The 20,321-nt window shown below is 39.7% G+C and carries 20 protein-coding genes and 1 pseudogene; 4 read left to right on the top strand and 17 right to left on the bottom strand.

Annotation, left to right across the window (positions count from 1 at the left end; all coding sequences use genetic code 11):
- Nucleotides 1-180: 180 nt before the first annotated feature.
- The 4 genes from QFZ72_RS07845 to QFZ72_RS07830 all read right to left on the bottom strand — a co-directional run bounded on the left by QFZ72_RS07845 (nucleotide 181) and on the right by QFZ72_RS07830 (nucleotide 2,329).
- Complete coding sequence (locus QFZ72_RS07845; RefSeq protein WP_307431551.1) at nucleotides 181-792, bottom strand: SAM-dependent methyltransferase; 612 nt, start codon at nucleotides 790-792, stop codon at nucleotides 181-183.
- An 88-nt stretch (nucleotides 793-880) separates the two neighbouring features.
- Complete coding sequence (ytxJ, locus tag QFZ72_RS07840; protein ID WP_307431548.1) at nucleotides 881-1,207, bottom strand: bacillithiol system redox-active protein YtxJ; 327 nt, start codon at nucleotides 1,205-1,207, stop codon at nucleotides 881-883.
- 105 nt (nucleotides 1,208-1,312) lie between these two features.
- Entirely contained in the window at nucleotides 1,313-1,831 is a 519-nt protein-coding gene (locus QFZ72_RS07835; RefSeq protein ID WP_307431546.1) for a YtxH domain-containing protein, read from the bottom strand.
- Between the two features lie 51 nt (nucleotides 1,832-1,882).
- On the bottom strand, nucleotides 1,883-2,329 hold the full coding sequence (locus QFZ72_RS07830) for a DUF948 domain-containing protein (RefSeq protein WP_307431543.1): 447 nt from the start codon (nucleotides 2,327-2,329) through the stop codon (nucleotides 1,883-1,885).
- 214 nt (nucleotides 2,330-2,543) lie between these two features.
- Between QFZ72_RS07830 and QFZ72_RS07825 the strand changes: the two genes are divergently transcribed.
- On the top strand, nucleotides 2,544-3,659 hold the full coding sequence (locus QFZ72_RS07825; RefSeq protein ID WP_307431540.1) for an aminopeptidase: 1,116 nt from the start codon (nucleotides 2,544-2,546) through the stop codon (nucleotides 3,657-3,659).
- Nucleotides 3,660-3,697: 38 nt separating this feature from the next.
- Here QFZ72_RS07825 and murC read toward each other — a convergent pair whose 3' ends face one another.
- The 6 genes and pseudogenes from murC to QFZ72_RS07795 form a co-directional block, all read right to left on the bottom strand.
- On the bottom strand, nucleotides 3,698-4,996 hold the full coding sequence (murC, locus tag QFZ72_RS07820; protein ID WP_307431537.1) for a UDP-N-acetylmuramate--L-alanine ligase: 1,299 nt from the start codon (nucleotides 4,994-4,996) through the stop codon (nucleotides 3,698-3,700).
- A 503-nt stretch (nucleotides 4,997-5,499) separates the two neighbouring features.
- A pseudogene (locus tag QFZ72_RS29760) lies at nucleotides 5,500-6,996 on the bottom strand (DNA translocase FtsK); the annotation flags it as partial.
- 1,369 nt (nucleotides 6,997-8,365) lie between these two features.
- On the bottom strand, nucleotides 8,366-8,977 hold the full coding sequence (gene ytpR, locus QFZ72_RS07810; protein WP_307439651.1) for a YtpR family tRNA-binding protein: 612 nt from the start codon (nucleotides 8,975-8,977) through the stop codon (nucleotides 8,366-8,368).
- Complete coding sequence (locus tag QFZ72_RS07805; protein ID WP_307431531.1) at nucleotides 8,977-9,798, bottom strand: DUF1444 domain-containing protein; 822 nt, start codon at nucleotides 9,796-9,798, stop codon at nucleotides 8,977-8,979. Before QFZ72_RS07805 ends, ytpR begins: the two co-directional genes overlap by 1 nt.
- A gap of 34 nt (nucleotides 9,799-9,832) precedes the next feature.
- Nucleotides 9,833-10,150: a thioredoxin family protein gene (locus QFZ72_RS07800; protein ID WP_307431529.1), complete on the bottom strand. Its 318-nt coding sequence runs from the start codon at nucleotides 10,148-10,150 to the stop codon at nucleotides 9,833-9,835.
- Between the two features lie 139 nt (nucleotides 10,151-10,289).
- Nucleotides 10,290-10,790: a hypothetical protein gene (locus QFZ72_RS07795; protein ID WP_307431526.1), complete on the bottom strand. Its 501-nt coding sequence runs from the start codon at nucleotides 10,788-10,790 to the stop codon at nucleotides 10,290-10,292.
- Nucleotides 10,791-10,927: 137 nt separating this feature from the next.
- Between QFZ72_RS07795 and QFZ72_RS07790 the strand changes: the two genes are divergently transcribed.
- A complete protein-coding gene (locus QFZ72_RS07790; RefSeq protein WP_307431523.1) occupies nucleotides 10,928-11,368 on the top strand; it encodes a YtoQ family protein in 441 nt (146 codons plus the stop codon).
- A 5-nt stretch (nucleotides 11,369-11,373) separates the two neighbouring features.
- Here the strand turns inward: QFZ72_RS07790 and QFZ72_RS07785 are convergent, their stop codons facing one another.
- Together QFZ72_RS07785 and QFZ72_RS07780 are read right to left on the bottom strand one after the other, a co-directional pair.
- On the bottom strand, nucleotides 11,374-11,901 hold the full coding sequence (locus tag QFZ72_RS07785) for a DUF84 family protein (RefSeq protein ID WP_307431520.1): 528 nt from the start codon (nucleotides 11,899-11,901) through the stop codon (nucleotides 11,374-11,376).
- 199 nt (nucleotides 11,902-12,100) lie between these two features.
- Entirely contained in the window at nucleotides 12,101-13,174 is a 1,074-nt protein-coding gene (locus QFZ72_RS07780) for a M42 family metallopeptidase (RefSeq protein WP_307431518.1), read from the bottom strand.
- 373 nt (nucleotides 13,175-13,547) lie between these two features.
- Between QFZ72_RS07780 and QFZ72_RS07775 the strand changes: the two genes are divergently transcribed.
- Nucleotides 13,548-13,859 carry a PepSY domain-containing protein gene (locus QFZ72_RS07775; protein WP_307431515.1) on the top strand — a complete coding sequence of 104 codons (312 nt, stop codon included), beginning with the start codon at nucleotides 13,548-13,550 and terminating at the stop codon, nucleotides 13,857-13,859.
- 68 nt (nucleotides 13,860-13,927) lie between these two features.
- Here the strand turns inward: QFZ72_RS07775 and QFZ72_RS07770 are convergent, their stop codons facing one another.
- Nucleotides 13,928-14,776 (bottom strand): YtnP family quorum-quenching lactonase, encoded by an 849-nt coding sequence (locus QFZ72_RS07770; protein WP_307431511.1) that lies wholly within the window; start codon nucleotides 14,774-14,776, stop codon nucleotides 13,928-13,930.
- A gap of 53 nt (nucleotides 14,777-14,829) precedes the next feature.
- The gene (gene trmB / locus QFZ72_RS07765) at nucleotides 14,830-15,474 is read right to left on the bottom strand and encodes a tRNA (guanosine(46)-N7)-methyltransferase TrmB (RefSeq protein ID WP_307431508.1); all 645 of its coding nucleotides are present in this window, start codon (nucleotides 15,472-15,474) and stop codon (nucleotides 14,830-14,832) included.
- 373 nt (nucleotides 15,475-15,847) lie between these two features.
- On the opposite strand from trmB, the gene QFZ72_RS07760 reads away from it, so the two are divergent.
- A complete protein-coding gene (locus QFZ72_RS07760) occupies nucleotides 15,848-16,126 on the top strand; it encodes a YtzH-like family protein (RefSeq protein ID WP_223437352.1) in 279 nt (92 codons plus the stop codon).
- On the opposite strand, the gene QFZ72_RS07755 is transcribed toward QFZ72_RS07760, so the two are convergent.
- The 3 genes from QFZ72_RS07755 to QFZ72_RS07745 form a co-directional block, all read right to left on the bottom strand.
- Nucleotides 16,123-16,917: a phosphotransferase family protein gene (locus tag QFZ72_RS07755; protein ID WP_307431505.1), complete on the bottom strand. Its 795-nt coding sequence runs from the start codon at nucleotides 16,915-16,917 to the stop codon at nucleotides 16,123-16,125. The genes QFZ72_RS07760 and QFZ72_RS07755 overlap by 4 nt on opposite strands.
- 227 nt (nucleotides 16,918-17,144) lie before the next feature.
- Nucleotides 17,145-19,283, bottom strand: a complete 2,139-nt coding sequence (gene pulA, locus QFZ72_RS07750) for a type I pullulanase (RefSeq protein ID WP_307431502.1) — start codon at nucleotides 19,281-19,283, stop codon at nucleotides 17,145-17,147.
- A 71-nt stretch (nucleotides 19,284-19,354) separates the two neighbouring features.
- Nucleotides 19,355-20,275: a diacylglycerol/lipid kinase family protein gene (locus QFZ72_RS07745; protein ID WP_307431500.1), complete on the bottom strand. Its 921-nt coding sequence runs from the start codon at nucleotides 20,273-20,275 to the stop codon at nucleotides 19,355-19,357.
- Nucleotides 20,276-20,321 lie beyond the last annotated feature (46 nt).

The following is a 20,321-nucleotide window of genomic DNA, read 5'->3' as shown; positions in this document are numbered from 1 at the left end:
CGCAGGCAGATATGGATCCGCCGGAAAAGCCTTTACTGGCGGATCTTTCTGACCGAGGAGTTAGAAGGCGGACACCAAGAAAAAGAGGAACAGGCTGTCCGCCCTGACAGGCAGATCGTTCTGATCAAAATCTAAAAAGCCTGCTGCAAATTTAGCGGGCTTTTAGTATTTGTATTGCCTTTATTTATAATCAAGCCGATAAATCAAAAATCGTTCTGATGGATTACGGTCATTAAACCCAGGCAGAATGACTTCTTTTTTTAATTCAAAAGCTGTCTGGTTTTCTAAAAAAAAGAGATACTCATCTGAGCAATAGTACAGAATCAGCTCGATCTCCCGCCTTGCGTTTTCAACCGACTGCAGGATATTATTTATGACATTCATAAAAATTTCTTTAGAAAAGGGGTTAAAGAAATAAAATCGATTATCTGACGGATCGATTTTATACTCTTCCGCCAAGCAGCAATAAAACTGGATTTGCCCTTTCCTGCTCCTTGCTTTCTTCCAATAACGATCACGATTTTTAATCGCTTCCTGATAAAAAGCCTTGTCCATTTCGACCCCTTTGACAGTAGCATTGCTTAAATAATGTATATAGAAATTGGATCTGCCTTTTCCACATCCAAAATCAACTACATGATCACTGCTTTTCAGCTCATATTCACGAAATAACCACTCCAGTGCCGCATATGGTGTCGGTTCATAGCGGTGATAATGAAGTGACTTGCCGAACCCTTTCTGGCTGCCTTCCGTCTTAATATTTAATAATTGATCAAAAGTACGTTCATTCATTTACTTTCTCCTATTCATGTCCTGAACTCACATTAAAAATAACATAAAAATGGAACAGAGCAGTAAAGTCTCTGTCCCATCCTCCGCTTTATAAAACGTTTTTAGTTAACGTGTCCTTTGTAATTTTCCAATGTGACTCGTTCCATGTGACCTGTTTGTCTTTGAAAAAAAGAGCCTGTGGTGATTCGTGCTTCACACCGTAAGTTTCTGCTATATAATTTGAAAGCGGCCTTGCTTCCTGGACATTCAGGTAATAGGCATTAACCGAGTCATGATCTTTCGCAAAAGCTTCGAATTGCTCGTAGGCTGTCTGTGCGATCGGACATGTTAAGCTATTTTTGAAAAATAAAAAGGATTCTCCGCTATCAGCGATTTGCTGAAATTCTTCCACTGTATCAATCTTAGTTTTCGGCATCTTGTTTCATTCACTCCTAAATTCAGGTTGGTCCGTTCATTGTACATGATTTCATTTGAAAATAAAAACAATCGGCAAAGCGATTAACTTTGCCGATTCATTGTACTATTTTTTTTCTGATAAAGCTTCTTTTGCATCTTCAATTTCTTTGTTTACTTGCTTTTTTAATTCTTCAGCATGCTGTGTAGAACCAGAAGATGGCTGAACTGTTTCATTAACAGGGCTTTGAACTGAAGAGTTAAGCTTGGGATCATCACTTGTTGCTTCAGGCGCCAAGTTTAGCTTTACGTCTTCAGGATTGTTTTCAGATTGCTCTTGATTTTGATCTTTAGAGCTTTTCAAATCACGGACTTTGTTCATGATTTGAGAAGACTGATCTGAAACAACCTGCGTCAGATTAGCTGACTTTTCTTTCGCAAGTGCTGCAAATTCATTGCTTTTCTCTAAAGCATCATTTGTGATTTTTCCTGTTCTTTCTTTAACAATGACTGCCTGCTCTCCAATATTATCACGAAGTTCTTTACCTGATTTAGGTGCCAGGAATAGTGCAGTAGTTGCCCCTACAATTCCACCAACTAGTGTTCCGATAAGAAAATCTTTACTGTTGATTCCATCTTTACTCATGATAAATTCCTCCCCATTGCGATTCTTAATTTATATTTTTTTAAAACGAATTCATAAACTTGGCTGTTTCTGCTGACGCTCATCTTTCTGCTTTTTCAGCTTCCATTTTCCCCAAACGTCCATTGCAACATTGCTCCATTGAACAACCTGGTTGATTTTATCCTGGTTTTTCTCAAGATTTGTACTAACTGATGCTGATACTTTCTGAACAGAATCATTGAAATTCTGAAGAGATGAACCAACACCCTGAACTGCGTAGACAACAGTGTTCAGCTTTTCTGATTTTTCCTGAATGTCCTCTGCCAAAGCATTTGTCTTATGTAGCAGCTGAGTCGTTTCAAGCGTTATTCCCTGGATTTGATTCTCAAGCCCTGCCAGTGTTCCGGCTACATTGTTTAAGGTAGAGGATAGGGATTTTAACGTTTTAGAAAGGTAAACGACCAGTACTGTGAATGCAATTGCAATTAGTGCAACAGCTAAGTATAAAATAATTTCCAACTTCAGCACCTCCAATAAGCGATATTAACTGTTTCCCGCAAGTATTTAATTATAAACATAAAGACTTTTCATAAAGCTAGTATTCTACAAAAAAATTTGGATTCCTTTCCTATTATGGCCGTGTTTTTAAATTTTCAATAAATATTTCAAATTTTTTTCTGACATCGGTTACAATAGACATGTATTACTTATTCGTATACCGGGAGGAAAAAAAGTGAAAGACCCAAGAATTCAAAAGCTCGCAAAGAACCTGATAAATTATTCAGTCAAGCTTCAAAAAGGAGAAAAAGTACTGATTGAAAACTTTGGCCTGCAAAGAGAATTAGTTACAGCGCTCATCAATGAAGCATATGCTGCAGGCGGGTATCCATTTGTCTCTCTTAAAGATCAGCAGGTTGACCGCGCTCTCCTGCTCGGAGGACAGGAAGAACAGTTTGGCATGATGGCCGAGTTTGAAGCAAACGTCATGAGCAAAATGGATGCCTATATCGGCCTTCGTTCAGGAGACAATATAAATGAGCACGCTGATGTGCCTGACGTGCAAATGAAGCTGCACGGCAGAACAATTGGCAAAAAGGTGCATCGAGATATTCGCGTCCCTAAAACAAGATGGGTTGTTTTGCGTTATCCGAATTCTTCAATGGCTCAGCTTGCTAAGATGAGCACAGAAGCATTTGAAGATTTTTATTTCGATGTGTGCAACCTTGATTATGGAAAAATGGACAAAGCTATGGACGCGCTTGCTGAATTAATGAACAAAACGGATGAAGTAAGAATTACAGGTCCAGGAACGGATTTGGTTTTCTCGATCAAAGACATTCCTGCTGTTAAATGTGCAGGGGAAATGAATATCCCAGACGGTGAGGTTTATACAGCTCCGGTTCGTGACTCTGTCAATGGAACAATTACATACAATACTCCGTCCCCATATAACGGCTTTACATTTGAAAATGTGAAGCTTACGTTTAAAGATGGAAAAATTATTGAGGCTTCTGCAAATGATACAGAACGCATCAACAGCATCTTCGATACCGATGAAGGTGCAAGATATATTGGCGAATTTGCAATTGGCGTGAATCCTTACATTCAGCATCCAATGCAGGATATTCTTTTTGATGAAAAAATCGACGGCAGTTTCCATTTCACACCTGGACAATGCTATGACGATGCATTTAATGATAATCATTCTAACATTCATTGGGATATGGTAAACATTCAGCGCCCTGAATATGGAGGCGGAGAAATGTATTTTGACGGCGTCCTTGTCCGTAAAGACGGCCGTTTTGTAATTGAGGAATTAGAAGGATTAAATCCTGAAAACCTGAAATAAGCATATAAACAAAAAAACATGGGCTTTAGCCCATGTTTTTATGCAAGAGCCTTTTCGTAGGCCTGCTGGTATTTTTGAATGTCTCCTGCTCCCATGAAAACGAGAACTCCATTTTCATGCTGCTTTAAGACGGCTGTTTCTTCTTCATCAATTAATGATGCACGGTCGATTTTATTTTGAAGATCTTGAATGGACAGTTTTCCAATGTTTTCGCGGGCAGAGCCAAATATGTCGCAAAGATAGACAGTATCTGCTTTCTGCAGGCTGTCAGCGAATTCCTCTAAAAACGATTGGGTGCGTGTAAAGGTATGCGGCTGGAAGACCGCAACGATTTCACGGTCCGGATATTTCTGTCTTGCTGCGTCAATTGTTGCTGTGATTTCAGTAGGATGATGCGCATAGTCATCGATCAGAACTTGATTGCCGATTTTCTTCTCGTTAAAACGGCGCTTTACGCCTTCGAACGTTTGAAGCTGGGCCTGAATCACTTCTGCATCAATCTCTTCATAATGGCAAAGTGCAATAACAGAAAGTGCGTTTAGTACACTGTGATCGCCAAAAGTCGGAATTTTAAAAGATGCATAAAAAGTGTTTCTGACAAACACATCAAAACTTGTTCCATCAGTCGCTTTTACAACATTGCGGGCCTGAAAATCATTTTCTTCACTGAAGCCGTAATAAACGACAGGCACATTTGCCTGAATATGCTGAAGGTACTCATCGTCACCGCAGGCAATAATGCCTTTTTTGACTTGCATAGCCATCTCTTGAAATGCTTTGAACACATCATCGATGCTGCTGAAGTAATCCGGATGATCAAAATCGATATTCGTCATGATCGCATAATCCGGATAATAGGACAAGAAATGTCTGCGATATTCACATGCTTCAAAAACAAAGTATTCGCTTTGTTCCATGCCTCTTCCAGTTCCATCTCCAATTAAAAATGAAGTTGGCTTTGCTCCCTGAATGACGTGGGCAAGCAATCCTGTAGTCGAGGTTTTGCCGTGGGCACCTGTAATGCCTACACTTGTAAACTTCTCCATAAACTCGCCTAAGAACTTATGATAGCGAATCACCTTAAGCCCGAGGCTGTGTGCTTCCTCAATTTCAGGATGCGAGTCAGGAAACGCATTTCCCGCTATAATAGTTAATCCTTGTTTGATATTGTCTTTTGAAAATGGTAAAAGCGGAATACCGCGCTGTTCTAAAGCTTTTTGAGTGAAAATGGTTTTTTCAATATCAGATCCCTGAACCTCATAGTTCATATCATGCAGAATCTGTGCAAGGGCGCTCATTCCAGTCCCTTTTATTCCAACGAAATGGTAAACAGTCATAAATAGAACCTCCAACAAACGTCTATCTGTTTGACATTATATGATTCTTATCCCAATTTGCAACTCCAGGTTTAATTAGAATGCATAAGATAGCGGATATGTAGTATAGCTTACGATTTAACATTATAGCAGAATGCAATATAGATAACTATAAGAAAAGCAGCTGCTCATGAATGACACATAAATCAGACATGTTAAGTTTTTTGAATAAATACATGGCGGGTCAATTTATCCTGCCCAATGCATATTAAACGATATCCATGAACTTGGCAAGTGCGGAATAAAAAGTAAATGTTTTCCTGACCCTCTAAACATTACGGGCAGTTGCTTCTGAGTATGTCTTAAATCAAGAAGAAAAATTGGGGAAACTGCTTTAAAAGCAGTTTTCCCAATTCCTGAAGATAAAACCTTATTCAGACAAATATTTTTGTTTAGAAGACTATTTCCCCTAAACTGTGAGTTCTTCTGTTTAAATGATGATTGGAGATATCATCAGCTCTCCATTACATTCCACTTTCCTGAATGGTTTCAAGGTCTTGCTCAGAAATTAGGACTTCACGGGGTTTACTTCCTCTTGCTTCTGAAATAATTCCCTGCTTTTCCATCATATCCATAAGTCTTGCTGCACGGTTATAGCCGATTCTGAATCTTCTTTGCAGACTTGATGTAGATGCCCCTCCCTGATCAACCACATATTCACACGCTTCAAGCAGCAGTTCATCTTCTTCGTTTCCTATACTGGACTTTTTCATCAGTTCTTCCTGCTCAAATAAAAAGACCGGCTTCATCTGTTTTTTGGCATGGTTAACGACCCGTTCAATTTCTTCATCTGATACAAAATTCCCCTGAATACGGACAGCTTTAGATGTGCCATTTTCTAAAAAGAGCATATCCCCTTTACCGAGCAATTTTTCTGCTCCGGCTGAGTCAATAATTGTCCGTGAATCAACTTGAGATGATACAGAAAAAGCAATTCTGGTCGGGATATTTGACTTAATTAATCCAGTTATGACATCAACGGAAGGTCTTTGTGTAGCAACTATTAGATGAATTCCGCATGCTCTTGCTTTTTGAGCAATGCGGCAGATCGCTTCTTCCACGTCAGCAGGAGCTGCCATCATTAAATCAGCAAGCTCATCAATGACAATGACCAAGTATGGCATATGCTCACCGCTATTATGTTTTGCAGCAAGTTCATTATAGCGGGAAATGTCCCTTGCTCCCGCATGTGCAAATAGCTCATATCTTCTTTCCATTTCTTCTACAGCCCATTTCAATGCTCCAGTAGCAGCTTTTACATCCGTAATAACCGGACTGACTAGATGAGGAACATTGTGATACGGGGCTAGCTCGACCATTTTAGGGTCAATCAGAAGCAGCTTCACTTCATGAGGGGAAGCTTTGTACAGAAGGCTCACCAGGATTGTATTGATACACACGCTTTTGCCGGAACCGGTCGCTCCAGCAATTAGTCCATGCGGCATTTTTTTAAGATCTGTCACAACAGCCTGACCAGAAATATCAAGACCCAGGGCAGCCGTCAGCGGAGATGGATTATTTCTGAACTCCGCACTTCTTAAGATTTCTCGCAAATAGACCATTTTGCTGTGTCTGTTCGGAACTTCAATGCCGATTCTGTTCTTGCCTGGTATAGGTGCTTCTATGCGGATATCTTTAGCTGATAAGCTCAGTTTGATATCATCTGTTAAATTTGTAATCTTATTTACTTTCACTCCAGGTTCAGGCTGGACTTCAAGACGTGTCACAGCAGGCCCCTGTGTAACATGAACAACTCTTGCTTTTACATTGAAGTTTTCAAGCGTCACATTCAGCAATTCTGTTTGTTCTCTAAGCCAATCCACATCATCTACATATTCCTTAGGCGGAATGTTCAAAAGCTGCAATGAAGGGAAAAGATAGGATGATCCAGAATTCGAAGAGTCTTCTGACTTTTGGATTTTTTGTTTATCTCTTCCAAACATCATGACATTAAACGGAACGGCTGATCTTGTTGATCGATTTTCTTTCACTTCTTCTGCAGGATTTTCATTCGATCTTTCAGTTCTGTTAATGGCTGGTTCTTCGGTTACACTATTTTCCTCTTCATTTTCATAATAATGCTTATCTGCAGTGGCCGTGTGCAGCTTTTCAGTCAGAACGTCTGCCTCTGGAATTTCTGCATACTCTTCGTTTGGCGTCCATTCAGTGAGCGTTTGTTTCTCTTCGTTTTCATCAATAAGGCTGAAGTCTTCTTCTGCCTTTACTATAGGCGGATGTGCATATTCTGGCATAACGATTTCTGTTTCTTCGGCCGCTACCGCTATTTCTTTATTTTCATATGGCAGCGAGAGTGTATCTTCTGTTATTTCATTTACATGTTCGACAGTATCACTATTGATTTCTTCATGATCGTCATCAGATGCAAAGGAAAGAAATGGGGTTTCCTTTTCTTTATCCAGACTTTTATCTGGAATAATTGATTTTTGCAAGCTGTTTTCTGGAATAATTTCAGGTACAGAATCCGCGGTTTCCGTTTTTAAAATGGATGGTTCATCTTTTTCCAGCTTTTCATGCAGGGCTGCTGCCGGAATTCGCACTTCTTGGATTTCCCTCATTCTCGCAGCTTCTCTTTTCAGGAGCTCAGCACGTTTATGTTCATTTAACTTTGACAGAACGGATTCAGTAGATTGCGCGGCTTGCTGAAAGCTTTTAAATAAACTTGAACCCGGCTCGCTGCCAGTTTGATTTGCTTCATCTCTTGGACTAATTCGATACTCTAATGGTTCTTGATTGTCTCTAGGCCTGAAGCCGTAAATAGGCGAAGGAATCTCTGTTGGATGAAAAGGCCTCTTTGAATCTGTATTTGTCTTTTTTCTGGCTGCTTTTCCCGGCATACGCTCTGTGCTGTTAAGTTTCTGAGGTTTCGTTCTTTCGATCTTTGCACTTGCTGAACTTTTCCTTCTAGGTTCTTGACGAGTTTTTTGATTATCAGGAATCATCGGAAATTTGAAGTTTCCTTTAGGATATTGATAGGCTACTTTTGTTTCTACATTTTTCACATTCGAAGTTTGAGTTTTGGGCGGTACTGGTGCTCTATGTACAGGTTGCTGCGGTTCTGGAATTTGCCTTTTTTCAGCTGCTGCTTTTTCTAAATGCTTATCTGTCTCTGTTTCACCGGCGAAATAATTGATCATTTTTGAAAACCAACTCATAAAAACCACTCTTTCAAAGGTTTCTTCTTAATTACTATTCTATTGTAACAGTTAATCCTATCTTTTAAAGATGAAAAAAGCCACTAGAAAATTTCCTAGTGACTTTTTAACTTTTAAATAGATTGTTCGATTTAGACAATAGGTTTATGGGAGTCCATTATTTTTTAAAAAAATCTGTGCCGATTTCATACTGATCATCTAAAACTAAAATCCCTTTTTCCTGAGGAGCATCGGGAAGATTTAATTCCTTCGCAGAGCAGATCATGCCGCTTGATGCAACACCTCTGAGCTCAGCATCTTTTATCACAAGGCCGCTTGGCATAACTGCTCCGACTTTAGCAACGACAACCTTTTGTCCGCTGTCTACATTAGGTGCACCGCACACGATTTGAAGTTTTTCACTGCCTGTATTAACTTGACATACGCTTAATTTATCGGCATTTGGATGTTTTTCTTTTGTTTCTACGAACCCAACTACAAATTTGGGTGATAGATCAGCATGCAGCTGTTCCTCAAATCCATTTTGATTAAGGCTTTCATTCAATTTGCTGAGCAGATTCTCAGTCAATTCAACAACCCCGCCGCTGCTCTTAATTTCAAGATAAGAAGATGCGTTAAAAAGATTGAATCCGGCCGTTTCGCCTGAGGCACTGCTGTAAATTCGCACTGCATCCCCCTTTTTTACAAACGCTCTGTCTTCTGGCGCCAATTCAGCCACTGAAATCATCAGTGTATCGCCTACACCTTCTTTGTTATAAAATACGCGCATCATTGTTTACCTTCCTCTTCCTTTTTTGCCCGGTTCTTTGCAAGAATAAATATAGGTTCCAGCTCATTGTTTTCATACAGAAAAGATAGAGCTGTAATTGGAACCCTGCCGCTTGCAAAAAAGCTCATGGCCATCTGGCCTAAAATATCGTAACCTGTATCATTTCGGATGTCTGCGATAATCAGAACATCCTGATGCGGTACTGCAATGGCCATCGCACCCTGCATTTTTTCATGGAAAGAATCAAGGATGGTGTCATTAAGCAGACGGCTTGCATCATAGCCATCATTGGCATTTAAAAAGTAAAAAACATTTTCTGCAACATGATCTTCTTTTACACTTGTTTGCAGGGACCTGAGATTGAACCTTGCCATTTCTTTAATTTTGCTGAACGTCCAGTTCTCTCTTTCCATCATTTTCACATCGATCAAACGATAGGAATTCCCAAGATCAAGCGCATAATAGATTCTCGTTTCAGCAGTATGTTTTTCGTGTATCAGCAAAACGCCATCAGATGATTCGACTGGAAAAGATGTTGATCTGATAACCGGAAAAATCCCTTTTTCTTTGCCTGTCAGTTCCTGTTCCTCATTCATAACTGTCAAAGCTTCCTCGATGTAATAAACCAATTCATCAACAGCCGCATCTTTTTTCTCTTCCCATTTTGCAATAATGCCAGGCAGAGATATAGTGATGCCTTTTTTAGTAGCATCATCTTCAACACGCAATTGATCCTTTTCTCTATCAAAATGGCTCGTCCAGTCTTTATGTTTCAAGCGCTCCTTGATTGTCTCCGCCATTTTCCTTGAAGTCATTTTCATGATTCATTCCGCTCCCTACCGGTTTGTACCTGTTTTATGATGATAATCCGTCTATAAATTCCTGAATCTGCTCTTTCGTTTTACGGTCTTTGTTCACATAACGGCCACTTTCCTGTCCGTTGTGGAATCCGACAAAACTAGGAATTCCGAATACATTTAATTCAGCACATAGATCGATAAATTCGTCCCTGTCTACATAATAAAATGTGAAGTTTTTATTTTCAGCCTGCATTTCCGGCAGAAACGGGTCAATAAAACGGCAATCAGGACACCAGTCAGCTGAAAACATAAGAATCACGTTTTCTTTTTGAATTACCTCGTTATAATGAGCCATTGATTGTAATTTTTCCATTGTTAAAACCTCCAATAATATCATTTCCAATTTGTGCATTCATCAATTCGCATCATACCAAAAGTATCCTTGAGTTACCAATAGTTTAACCTTCGGTAAAGAAAAATCCCCTTTGCAGAGCAAAGGGGGATTTCTATTATTAATAGTTGACAGAAGACACAATTTCCATCATTTGTTCAGCTGTATCTGCAACACTGCGGCCGTCTGTTTGCGTTGTCATTTTAACTCCCCCGATTCCCGCCGAAACCTCATACTCATCCTCTTCAAGTTTATCCACAAGAACGTATCCGAACCGGTCTTTATCCTTAAAGGTTTCTTCTACTATTGGATCTTTATATTGCTCAAGCAGGGAATCATAAAAAACGGCACTGTCCTCTTTTTCTTTATCATTTACAAATAATATAAATTGCTCATCATCCCGTTTGAAAATCAAGTTATTATTTTTTGCAGATTCGACTTTATAGCCTTCGGGCAAATGATATTTAAAAGAACCGCTCTCTTCATTGGCAGCAGCCGGCTTGCTTGTAAAAGTCTTTTTTGTCTGATCTATCGTTGCAGTTTGCATTTCTTCTTCATTTATTGAACAGGCTAATAAGGAAAAAAGAGAAGCAAAGATCATGCCTGCTAGAATTTTCTTCAAGAAAAACCCTCCTTAATCAATAGGAAAATAGGACCCTTTTCTATAATAACCCTTTCATTTTAGACTTGACAAGAGAGCTTTGTTTTATGATAAGAAAAACAGGGTAATAAATTTATAAAAAAGAGGTGAACTTTTAAGTGAATATAAATGTTTACTTGGCAGGAGAAATACATAGTAATTGGAGAAACGAAGTAAAAGAGAAGGCCCGGAATCTCCCGGTAACTTTTACAGGACCAATGGAAAACCATGATCGGTCTGATTTTATTGGAGAAGAAATATTAGGTTCGCAGCCAAATGCCATTATAAAAGACGAAGCTGCATCCAGAATTAATAATTTCAGAACAAAAGTTTTGATGGATAAAGCGGATATTGTAATGGCTTTATTTGGAGAAAAATATAAACAGTGGAATACTGCAATGGATGCAAGCAGTGCATTATCCAGCAAAAAACCGTTAATTATCATAAGACCGGAGAACCTGCACCACCCGCTTAAAGAACTTTCTTCCAAAGCTGATGTCACGGTAGAATCTATTGATCAGGCCATAGCAGTGTTATCCTATCTTTTTGAACAAGAGTAGCGGCCCTATCTGCCGCTGCTCTTGTTATGCATGTAAAAATATTGACCAAATAACAGCTTAGAAATGTGAGTAAACATTTCTTTCCGATTCACCATGCCATTTGTAAATATCCCGATTGCCCCTTCATTCTGACTGACATTATATTGATTCGCATATTGATCCATGACGATTCCAAGCTCAACGCCCGACTTCACCTTCTTACCAACTTCATCCGGCAGAAGGATTCTGGCGCCGCCTGCAATAATTGGTCTGATATCGCCTCCTGAAATGGCTCCCCAATTGCATAAATAAAAACCTTGATTTGTCTCAATGATGCCTCCTTCAAGACCTATGCCAAGATCAGCCTGCTCCATTTTCCTGGCATTTTCTGCCCGGTTAATGGCGCCTTGTATGGTTTCCTCATCTGAAAACGGCTGGTCAGATACTCCAGATGGAACTTTCACACTTTTGAATGTAAATTGCTCAAAATCAGATAGAGATGCCTTTACCGCATTAACTTTGGCCGGATTTAAGGTTCCAATCGCTATTTTCATCTATTTCTTTCTCCTTTATATAAAGAAAAGCGCAGGCGCACGTTTAGCTTAGGCATGACAGATAAGAATCCGGCTGACTTTTTTGTGAGATTTTGTTCTGGCCGGAGAGGGCGATTCCGCTTGTAATCAATGCGCAAAATTTTATACTTTCTTATCTCTTAAAAACGGAAACCACATCAGTGATTTCCGCTTCTTCCCTTTATGATTTCTGCTTTATTGTATCCAATGTCGTTTGATCACAAGCTTTTACAAGGGAGACAATTAATTCTTTTGCAGCAGCATAGTCGTCAATATGGACAATAGAAGCTGCTGTATGAATATAACGCGAGCAGATGCCAATAACTGCAGAAGGAACACCATCATTTGAAGTATGAACACGACCTGCATCTGTTCCGCCTTGTGACACGAAATACTGATAAGGAATATTGTTTGATTCTGCCGTGTCTAAAACAAATTCCCTCATTCCTCTATGTGTCACCATAGTACGGTCTAAAATACGGAGAAGGGCGCCTTTGCCCAGCTGGCCGAATTCATGCTTCGCTCCGCTCATATCATTGGCAGGACTCGCATCAAGAGCAAAGAACAAATCAGGCTGAATCATATTAGCAGCGGTTTGTGCTCCTCTAAGCCCTACCTCTTCCTGTACGGTTGCACCAGAATAAAGAGTACTTGGAAGGGTTTCGTTTTTCAGCTCTTTTAACAATTCAATCGACAATCCGCATCCATAACGGTTATCCCATGCCTTAGCCATAATCTTTTTAGGATTGGCCATTGGAGTAAATGGACAAACAGGAAGAATTTGCTGTCCTGGCTTGATGCCCAGTTCTGCTGCATCTTCATCTGAATCCGCACCAATATCAACAAGCATATTTTTAATCTGCATCGGTTTGTTCCGCTGATCTTCACTTAATAAATGAGGTGGAATCGATCCGATTACCCCGGGAATCGCCCCTTGATCTGTTATGATCTCAACGCGCTGTGCAAGAAGCACCTGGCTCCACCAGCCTCCAAGCGTCTGGAACCTTATCATTCCGTTTTTCGTTACACCCGTTACCATGAACCCTACTTCATCCATGTGCCCTGCAACCATAATCTTGGGACCTTCTGATTGACCGTGCTTCACCCCAAAAATACTGCCTAACCGATCTTGAACAATCTCATCTGAGTACTTGCTGAGCTCGGATCGCATGAATTTACGCACGGCATGCTCGTTCCCCGGTGCACCCGGAAGCTCCGTTAATGTCTTAAAAAGCTCTAACGTCTCTTGGTTCATCCATCATATCCCCTTTACGTATGTATTCTTTTATTTTACAGAAAGTTATCCTTTCGTGCTACTAAATAAAAGCAAACCGGCTGTTCAGACCCGCCAGGCAGATAAGGACATATCAACCAACTTTCAGGATTTATCAGCCAAAATGAGAAATAAAACTCCTGCATTTGAATTTTATCAGCGTAAATAAAGATTTTATTCACCTGTTTTCCATTTTATTAACCAAACCATTCTGATAGCCCAGCAAGAAAAGTTCCGGTATACATGGCAGGCTTTCCAAACAAATTCTGCTTCTTAAAAAGACATAACCACACTTAACAAGAAAAGGAATCTTCTGTATACTTAAATCAATGTGTTAAGGATGGAGGAGATCGTTATGAATTGCAGAAAAGCATTCATTGGTATTGGAATTGGCCTGGCTGCTGCATACATATTTAAGGATCAATTAAAGCCGGCATATATTACTTCTGAAAAAGCTCTAACTGTTGTGAAAAATGCATTTAAGGAAAAAGGTCCGATCAATGGATCATGGATCTATACAGTCCGCGAGTCCTATACCGATTCTGGAGAGACATACAGTATTTACAAAGCGGGCATTACCAGAACGGCTGACTCAGAGCTCGAACAATATGAAGCTTTTGTGGATGCAAAAAGCGGGAATATCCTTCACGTAGAACAAATTGCATAATCCATAACATAAAAAACAAGGTTGAACATGCACAATGGCATGGAGACACTGCTCTCCATGCCATTTTTTTATTCTGGTCGATTTCTTTCCACTTTATCGATGATTTCTTTTTTTTCATTGAATTTGATTGCCCGGTAAAAGGAATCATGATAAAAAGACAGCCAAGTCTGTTTTTCGCTCGCAAACCCGAGCCATTTTTGCTTCTGCTGTATTGAATTCATTGGATAATCATCGTATGCAAGCACCCATAAAGGATTGCTGTGGGCATGCGTCGGCATGAGGTCTGCCATATGAAGAATCATTTCTCCATTGTCTTCTATTTTAACAATGCTGTGACCGTCACTATGGCCGCCAGTGTGAATCATTTCAATGCCTGGCACTGGTTCTGTTTTTCCTTCAAAAGGAACGACTTGTTTTTCGATTGCCAGCCAATTTTCTTTCCAGTATGTATTAGCTGAACGAATATTAGGTTCTCTCATTTCACTCCATTCAATAGAAGAAGTAATGATTTTTGCATGTGGAAATACAGATACAAGTTCATCATTTTCAAGCTTTGTCAGACCGGAAACATGATCGAAATGCAAATGCGTCATCAGGACATAATCAATATCTTCAGCTTTCAGACCCAATTCATTTAATGAAGCGATTACATTTGATTCGGCTGTCACACCAAAATTTCGCTTTTGCTTATCGGTAAGTCTTCCTGAGCCAATACCGCTGTCAATCAGCAAATGGATGCCCTCTTTTTGAACAAGGATTGGATCTGTGCGAAGCTCAATCTGATTGAGTTCATTAACAGGATATTTTTTTGACCAGAGCGGTTTGGGAACGACCCCAAACATTGCGCCTCCATCAAGATAAGTTACCCCGCCGTCAAGCCATGTTAACGTTGTTTGACCTATTTTTAAAGTTTCCATATTATCCCCTCCGTTTCCATCATAACAAAAAAACCCGCGTCCGTGGACATGGGTTACTTTTTTATATATTTCACTTCAGAGCGATAAATTCTTTGCCCTTTTTGTGAAAATTTTTCTTCATATTCCGTCATGATGTTGCCTTCATACTCACTATTGTGCAAATCTAAGCTTACATATGTTAAGAGCAGTCCATAGGCTGAGAAGCTTTGAAGTGAATACTCGAACAATCCCTGATTATCTGTTTTAAAATGAATTTCACCTTCATCAACCAAGATATCTTCATATCTCTTAAGAAATGTCTTAAAGGTTAATCTCCGTTTTTCGTGTCTCGTCTTCGGCCATGGATCAGAGAAATTCAAATAAACTCTCTCAATTTCGCCCTTGGCAAAAATGTCAGTCAGATCCTCTGCATTCTCATTGAGGAGCAGAATGTTTGTTCGTTCTGCCTGAGCTGCTCTTTGAAGAGCACCAACAATGACACTTTCAGACAATTCAATCCCAATATAATTAATGTTTGGGTTAGCGCTAGACATTCCAACAACAAATTGCCCTTTTCCTGTCCCTACCTCAATATGGATCGGGTTATCATTCCCAAAAAGTTCATTCCATTTTCCTTTATACTCTTTAGGATTCTGAATCACAATATTTGAATGCCCGGCAATGAAATCATTGGCCCATGGCTTATTCCGCAATCGCATGATGCACACCTCTATCGATTTAATGTCGCCATAAAAGATATCATGAAATGGGAGGGTGCGCAAGAGAAATTCCATGTTAAAATCTGTATTTTATAATAGGTATTATCAGCGCAAACCTTAGTTTTATCAGCATAAATCTAAGGTTTATCCATGTAAATCAAGGTTTTATCAGCGAAAACCCTTGTTCTATCAATAAACAAGAGTTCCCTAAGCAGATCTTATCAACATGAGGCAAAATCAAAAGCAAATAGCTGAGCGGATTTAACTGCAAAAAAAATGACCAGGCCCTGCTTGGATCTGGTCATTTTTATTCAGAATGAAATGGCTTCTTCCTGCACAAGTTAAGACAAGAATGTGTAAAGGAGTGTTTGCCATGCCGCTAGAATATCAGCATCAAGTTGAATTATTAAAGGATATATTGACAGAACATCAAAGTGACTGCTGCGGAACAGTTGCAGAATGTGAACAACTTGAGCGTGTCATCAAATCACTGATGGTGAATACAAACATTCATCAGGATTTAAAAAACGTACTGCAAAATATTTATTCTTACAGTCAGGATGGAAAAAATTCTTCAGAACTGAATTCCTATATAACATCTCAGCAAAATGTTCTTACACAATGGATTGATGATATTGATTCATTTTCCTAATTTAACTTAGAAATCATTTGACGCAGGTAGTTATGCCATTCATTTGTTTCCTTTTCATTGTGTTTTGCGCGATACCAAAGGGTATAGGTAATCGTTTGCGCAAGCACATACCAGTACATTCTTCCAAGAAGCTGATCGGTTAAGTTCAGGCCATATGTAGAAAGCCAGCTTTCCCAGTCTTTTTCGTCGATATACCAGTATAAAAGCATGCCAATATCAATTGCGGGATCTGCAATTAAGGCTCCGTCCCAGTCAATCAGATATAGCTGTTCATCATTGGATAACAGCCAATTATTATGATTCACATCACAATGACAGACAACTTTATCATCACAATCCACATATGGAAGATTGGATTCAAGATAATGAATAGCCTGCATGACTTCTGGGAGATAAAAGTTTTCGAACTCAACCGTTTGCTTTAAATCCTCTAAAATAATTGAAGGAGTAAGCGGTTGTTTTCCCAGACGTTTCAGCATATCCAGCAGTTCCTTGGAATGATGGATTTTATGCAGCAGTTCCGCTACATTTTCACCTTTCATATCACTTGGCTTCAGTTCACGTCCGCTTAGCCAGTGCTGTGCTGTAATCACATCGCCATTTTCCAGCCTTTTTGTCCATACCAGCTTAGGAACAATTCCTTCAGCAGACAGAACGGCCAAGAATGGAGAACTATTTCGTTTTAAGAACAATTTTTGCCCTTCTCGCTGTGCAAAATATGCATCGCCTGTTGCTCCGCCAGCAGGAGATAGCTCCCACTCGCTTCCTAGTAGTTGTTCCAACCAGTTCACCTTCAATTTCAACCCAACATTTCATTTATAAGTTTGGAATAGGGAAAGCATCAGGGCACACGCTAACATGATCGAATAAAGTGTACAGCCTGTTTCCTTCACCTTATATATCTTTCATTAAGTCAATTAAAAAAGACAGCTATTCAAAGATGAAGAATCTGTTACAGATAGCTATCCTTTTAAATTTTATCGTTTCCAAGCAATTTTAGTCAAGAAAAACCGAAAACCTACTTTTGGAATAAGACAAAAGTCCCTATTTCTTTCACCTTAAATGATTCGCTTACATGCTGGGCTGAGTTTGCTTCTCTCTGAAAAATGAATGGACTTGAGGCAAGTTCCCATTCACCTTTCCAGGGCAGGGATATAACCTTGCCATTTCGATGACTGCAATGAATGACCGCAATCTTTCTCCATGGACCATATGCACCTACATCGTTTAAGCAGTACGCGAAAATGCCATCCCCATTCATAAAAATCCGATAATGTCTGCTTATTTCTTGTGAGGAACTTAGCCTGAATGCTCCATGAGACTTCCTTAGAGAAATAAGATGCTGAATATATCTGACATCATTTGCATATTGCTCTCTTTCATTCCAGTTTAGCTGATTGATCTCATCAGGTGATTTATAGCTGTTCTCCACGCCTTGTTTTGTTCGGTAAAACTCCTGCCCGCTATGAAGAAAAGGAATTCCCTGTGCAAGAATGACCATACCCGCAGCAAGCTTCTGCCTGAGCCGTTTATATTCAACTGGCTCATTTGGAAGACACAAATTCATCTTATCCCATAGCGTATGATTATCATGCGATTCTACATAATTGATGGATTGTGCAGGATTTGTGAAATGTGCAATAGAGCCGCTCATGATTTTTGCAAGCATTTCCGGATTTCCAGAGTGGCCAAGAATAAATCCTTTGTCCAACACTTCAAACGTGCTTCCTTTAATATTGTCTCTGAACTGATCGTTAAAAAATGCGATGCCAGGCATTTTACCCGCATTTGCAATAATGGCTTTTTCTTCATATGGAAGCGGGGTAAGCAAATCCCAGCCTTCTCCTAAAATAAGAATATCAGGTTTTAACCGCTTACAAATATCGTTCACCTTATTCATTGTGTGAATATCCAATATCCCCATTAAATCAAAGCGAAAACCGTCAACATCATATTCCTTCAGCCAAAAAGTGATTGAATCTATAATAAACTTGCTGGCCATTTTCATTTCTGAAGCAAAATCATTGCCTACTCCAGTACCATTTGAAGGAAGGCCATTCTGGTCATGACGAAAGAAATATCCCGGAACAATCTTTTCAAATGAGGAATTTTCTCTGATGTAAACATGATTGTAAACCACATCCATAATGACTCTCATGCCGTTTGCATGTATAGCCTGGATCGCTGTTTTTAACTCCTTGATTCTTGTATATGGATTTTCCGGATCAGATGAGTAGCTGCCTTCTGGAGCATTAAAATGAAGCGGGTTGTATCCCCAATTGTAATGCTCGAGAACATTCTGCTCATTGACTCCTTCAAAATCGTTGAAAGGGAGCAATTCTAAATGGGTAATGCCAAGTTCTTTCAGATAGGATATGCCTGATGTCATTCCCATCCCGGTTTTTGTGTCAGTTTCTGTGAATGCTGCATATTTGCCTTTTTGGTTAATACCGCTGTTTGGATGGATGGTAAAATCACGTATATGCGCTTCATAGATAATGGCATCCGTTAATTGAGCAAGAGGAGCTGGTTTTCGTTTCTCTACCACTGTTTGACCAAAATCTGCGATGACTCCATAAACGCCATTCATGGATACGGCTTTTGCATATGGATCAACCGCTTCATTCCAAATTAAATTAACACACACGAGATAAGTGTAGAAAACACTGTCAAAATTACCCTTCAGTTCGATTGTCCAAATTCCGCTGTCATCTCGCTTTAGTGGAAGAGTTTCCTCCCGCTGATCGCTTGGAAACAGTAATTTCACCCGTACATCCGTCGCAGTCGGAGACCATAACTTCATTGTTACAGAGTCTTTGCTGAAACGGACCCCAAGGTCATCCCCTTCATAATAAAAGTGTTCATCAAATTCATCCGTCCGAATAACTGCACCGATTTGCAGATCTGTTTTATTACCCAGTTCATCACATACTTCATACAATTTTCCAAATGGTTTTATGGATGAATCCAGTCTGCATTGATATTTAACTCTGTTTTCAATATCCTGCTGACGCTCACATTGCAGCTTCAGCCGGGTTTCGCCATCCAGAAGAAAAAATGTTTTATTGTCAGAGGACTGCATGTCTTTTGGGATAAGGATTGTAATTAAGTCCATTTCATCAAGGTATGCATGATATGCACGTTGTACCGATAACATTTTAGTCACCTGCCTGCAAAAGTTGTTTCATCACATCAGTATACCCATTGAGAAACAACTTGATATTAGATTCACGTATAATACTTTATGCTTTTAGGTCTCAATGTGACTGTGACCGGTGTTTCGCCTATGTATTCTCCTTCCGCTTGAAGCATGAGCGGAGCAGCTGCAGCAATTTTTATTTCCTTTCCCGTGAACGTATGAACTTCTTTCAGCCGTGTATGCTTCCCCGCAAAAACCAGTCCAAAGAGCAGAAGCAGCTTTAATCTTGATAAATCATGCACAACGAGGAGGTCAAGTACACCATCATCCGGTTTTGCAGATGGAGAAATTTTCATGCCTCCCCCATAAAATGGGTGGTTGCATACTGCCGCAAGCCAGACATTTTCAAACACGTGAACCGTTTCATCAACAGTCAATGTGACGGTACTTGGCTGATAATTCATAAGCCCTTTCAGCAGGGCCGCTATATAAATTAAAGAACCTGCCCTTAATTTATTCAGCAGTTTCTTCACTGCCATTTCGTTTGAAAGCTTCGCAACATATGCATCAAACCCTGCGCCAATACTGTTTACAAAGAAACGGTTCATTTGGCCTGTATGATATTGACCTAAGTCAAAGGTTTTTACTTGCCTTTTTAACCTGAGGAAAATTGATGAACCTTCTTTAGAAGAATGGCCATACCCTCTCTTAAAGTCATTACCGGATCCAGCTGGAATAAACCCTATCTGCACATGATTAAATTCACTCAGCCCATTTGCGATCTCATGAATCGTGCCGTCTCCGCCGATTCCAATAACCGTCTTCAAGTGATAATCCTGAATCGTCGCTATTTGCCTGGCCAGAATTTCTGCATGACCTGAATAGTCAGTTAAAAAAGAACGATAGTCTATAGAATTAAGCTCGAGTTCAGCTTTTACCTTTTTCCAAACACGTAATGATCTGCCATTCCCGGCAAGGGGGTTAATGATAAAGTATATGCTGTTCTTCATCCTAATCTCCATTATCTTCAGCGATTTCATGAATATCTGCTTAGAT

Source organism: Bacillus sp. V2I10, from assembly GCF_030817055.1.
Classification (GTDB): Bacteria; Bacillota; Bacilli; order Bacillales; family Bacillaceae; genus Bacillus_P.
Note: the sequence above shows the minus strand (reverse complement) of the source record. Positions and strands in the feature narration are given on the sequence as shown.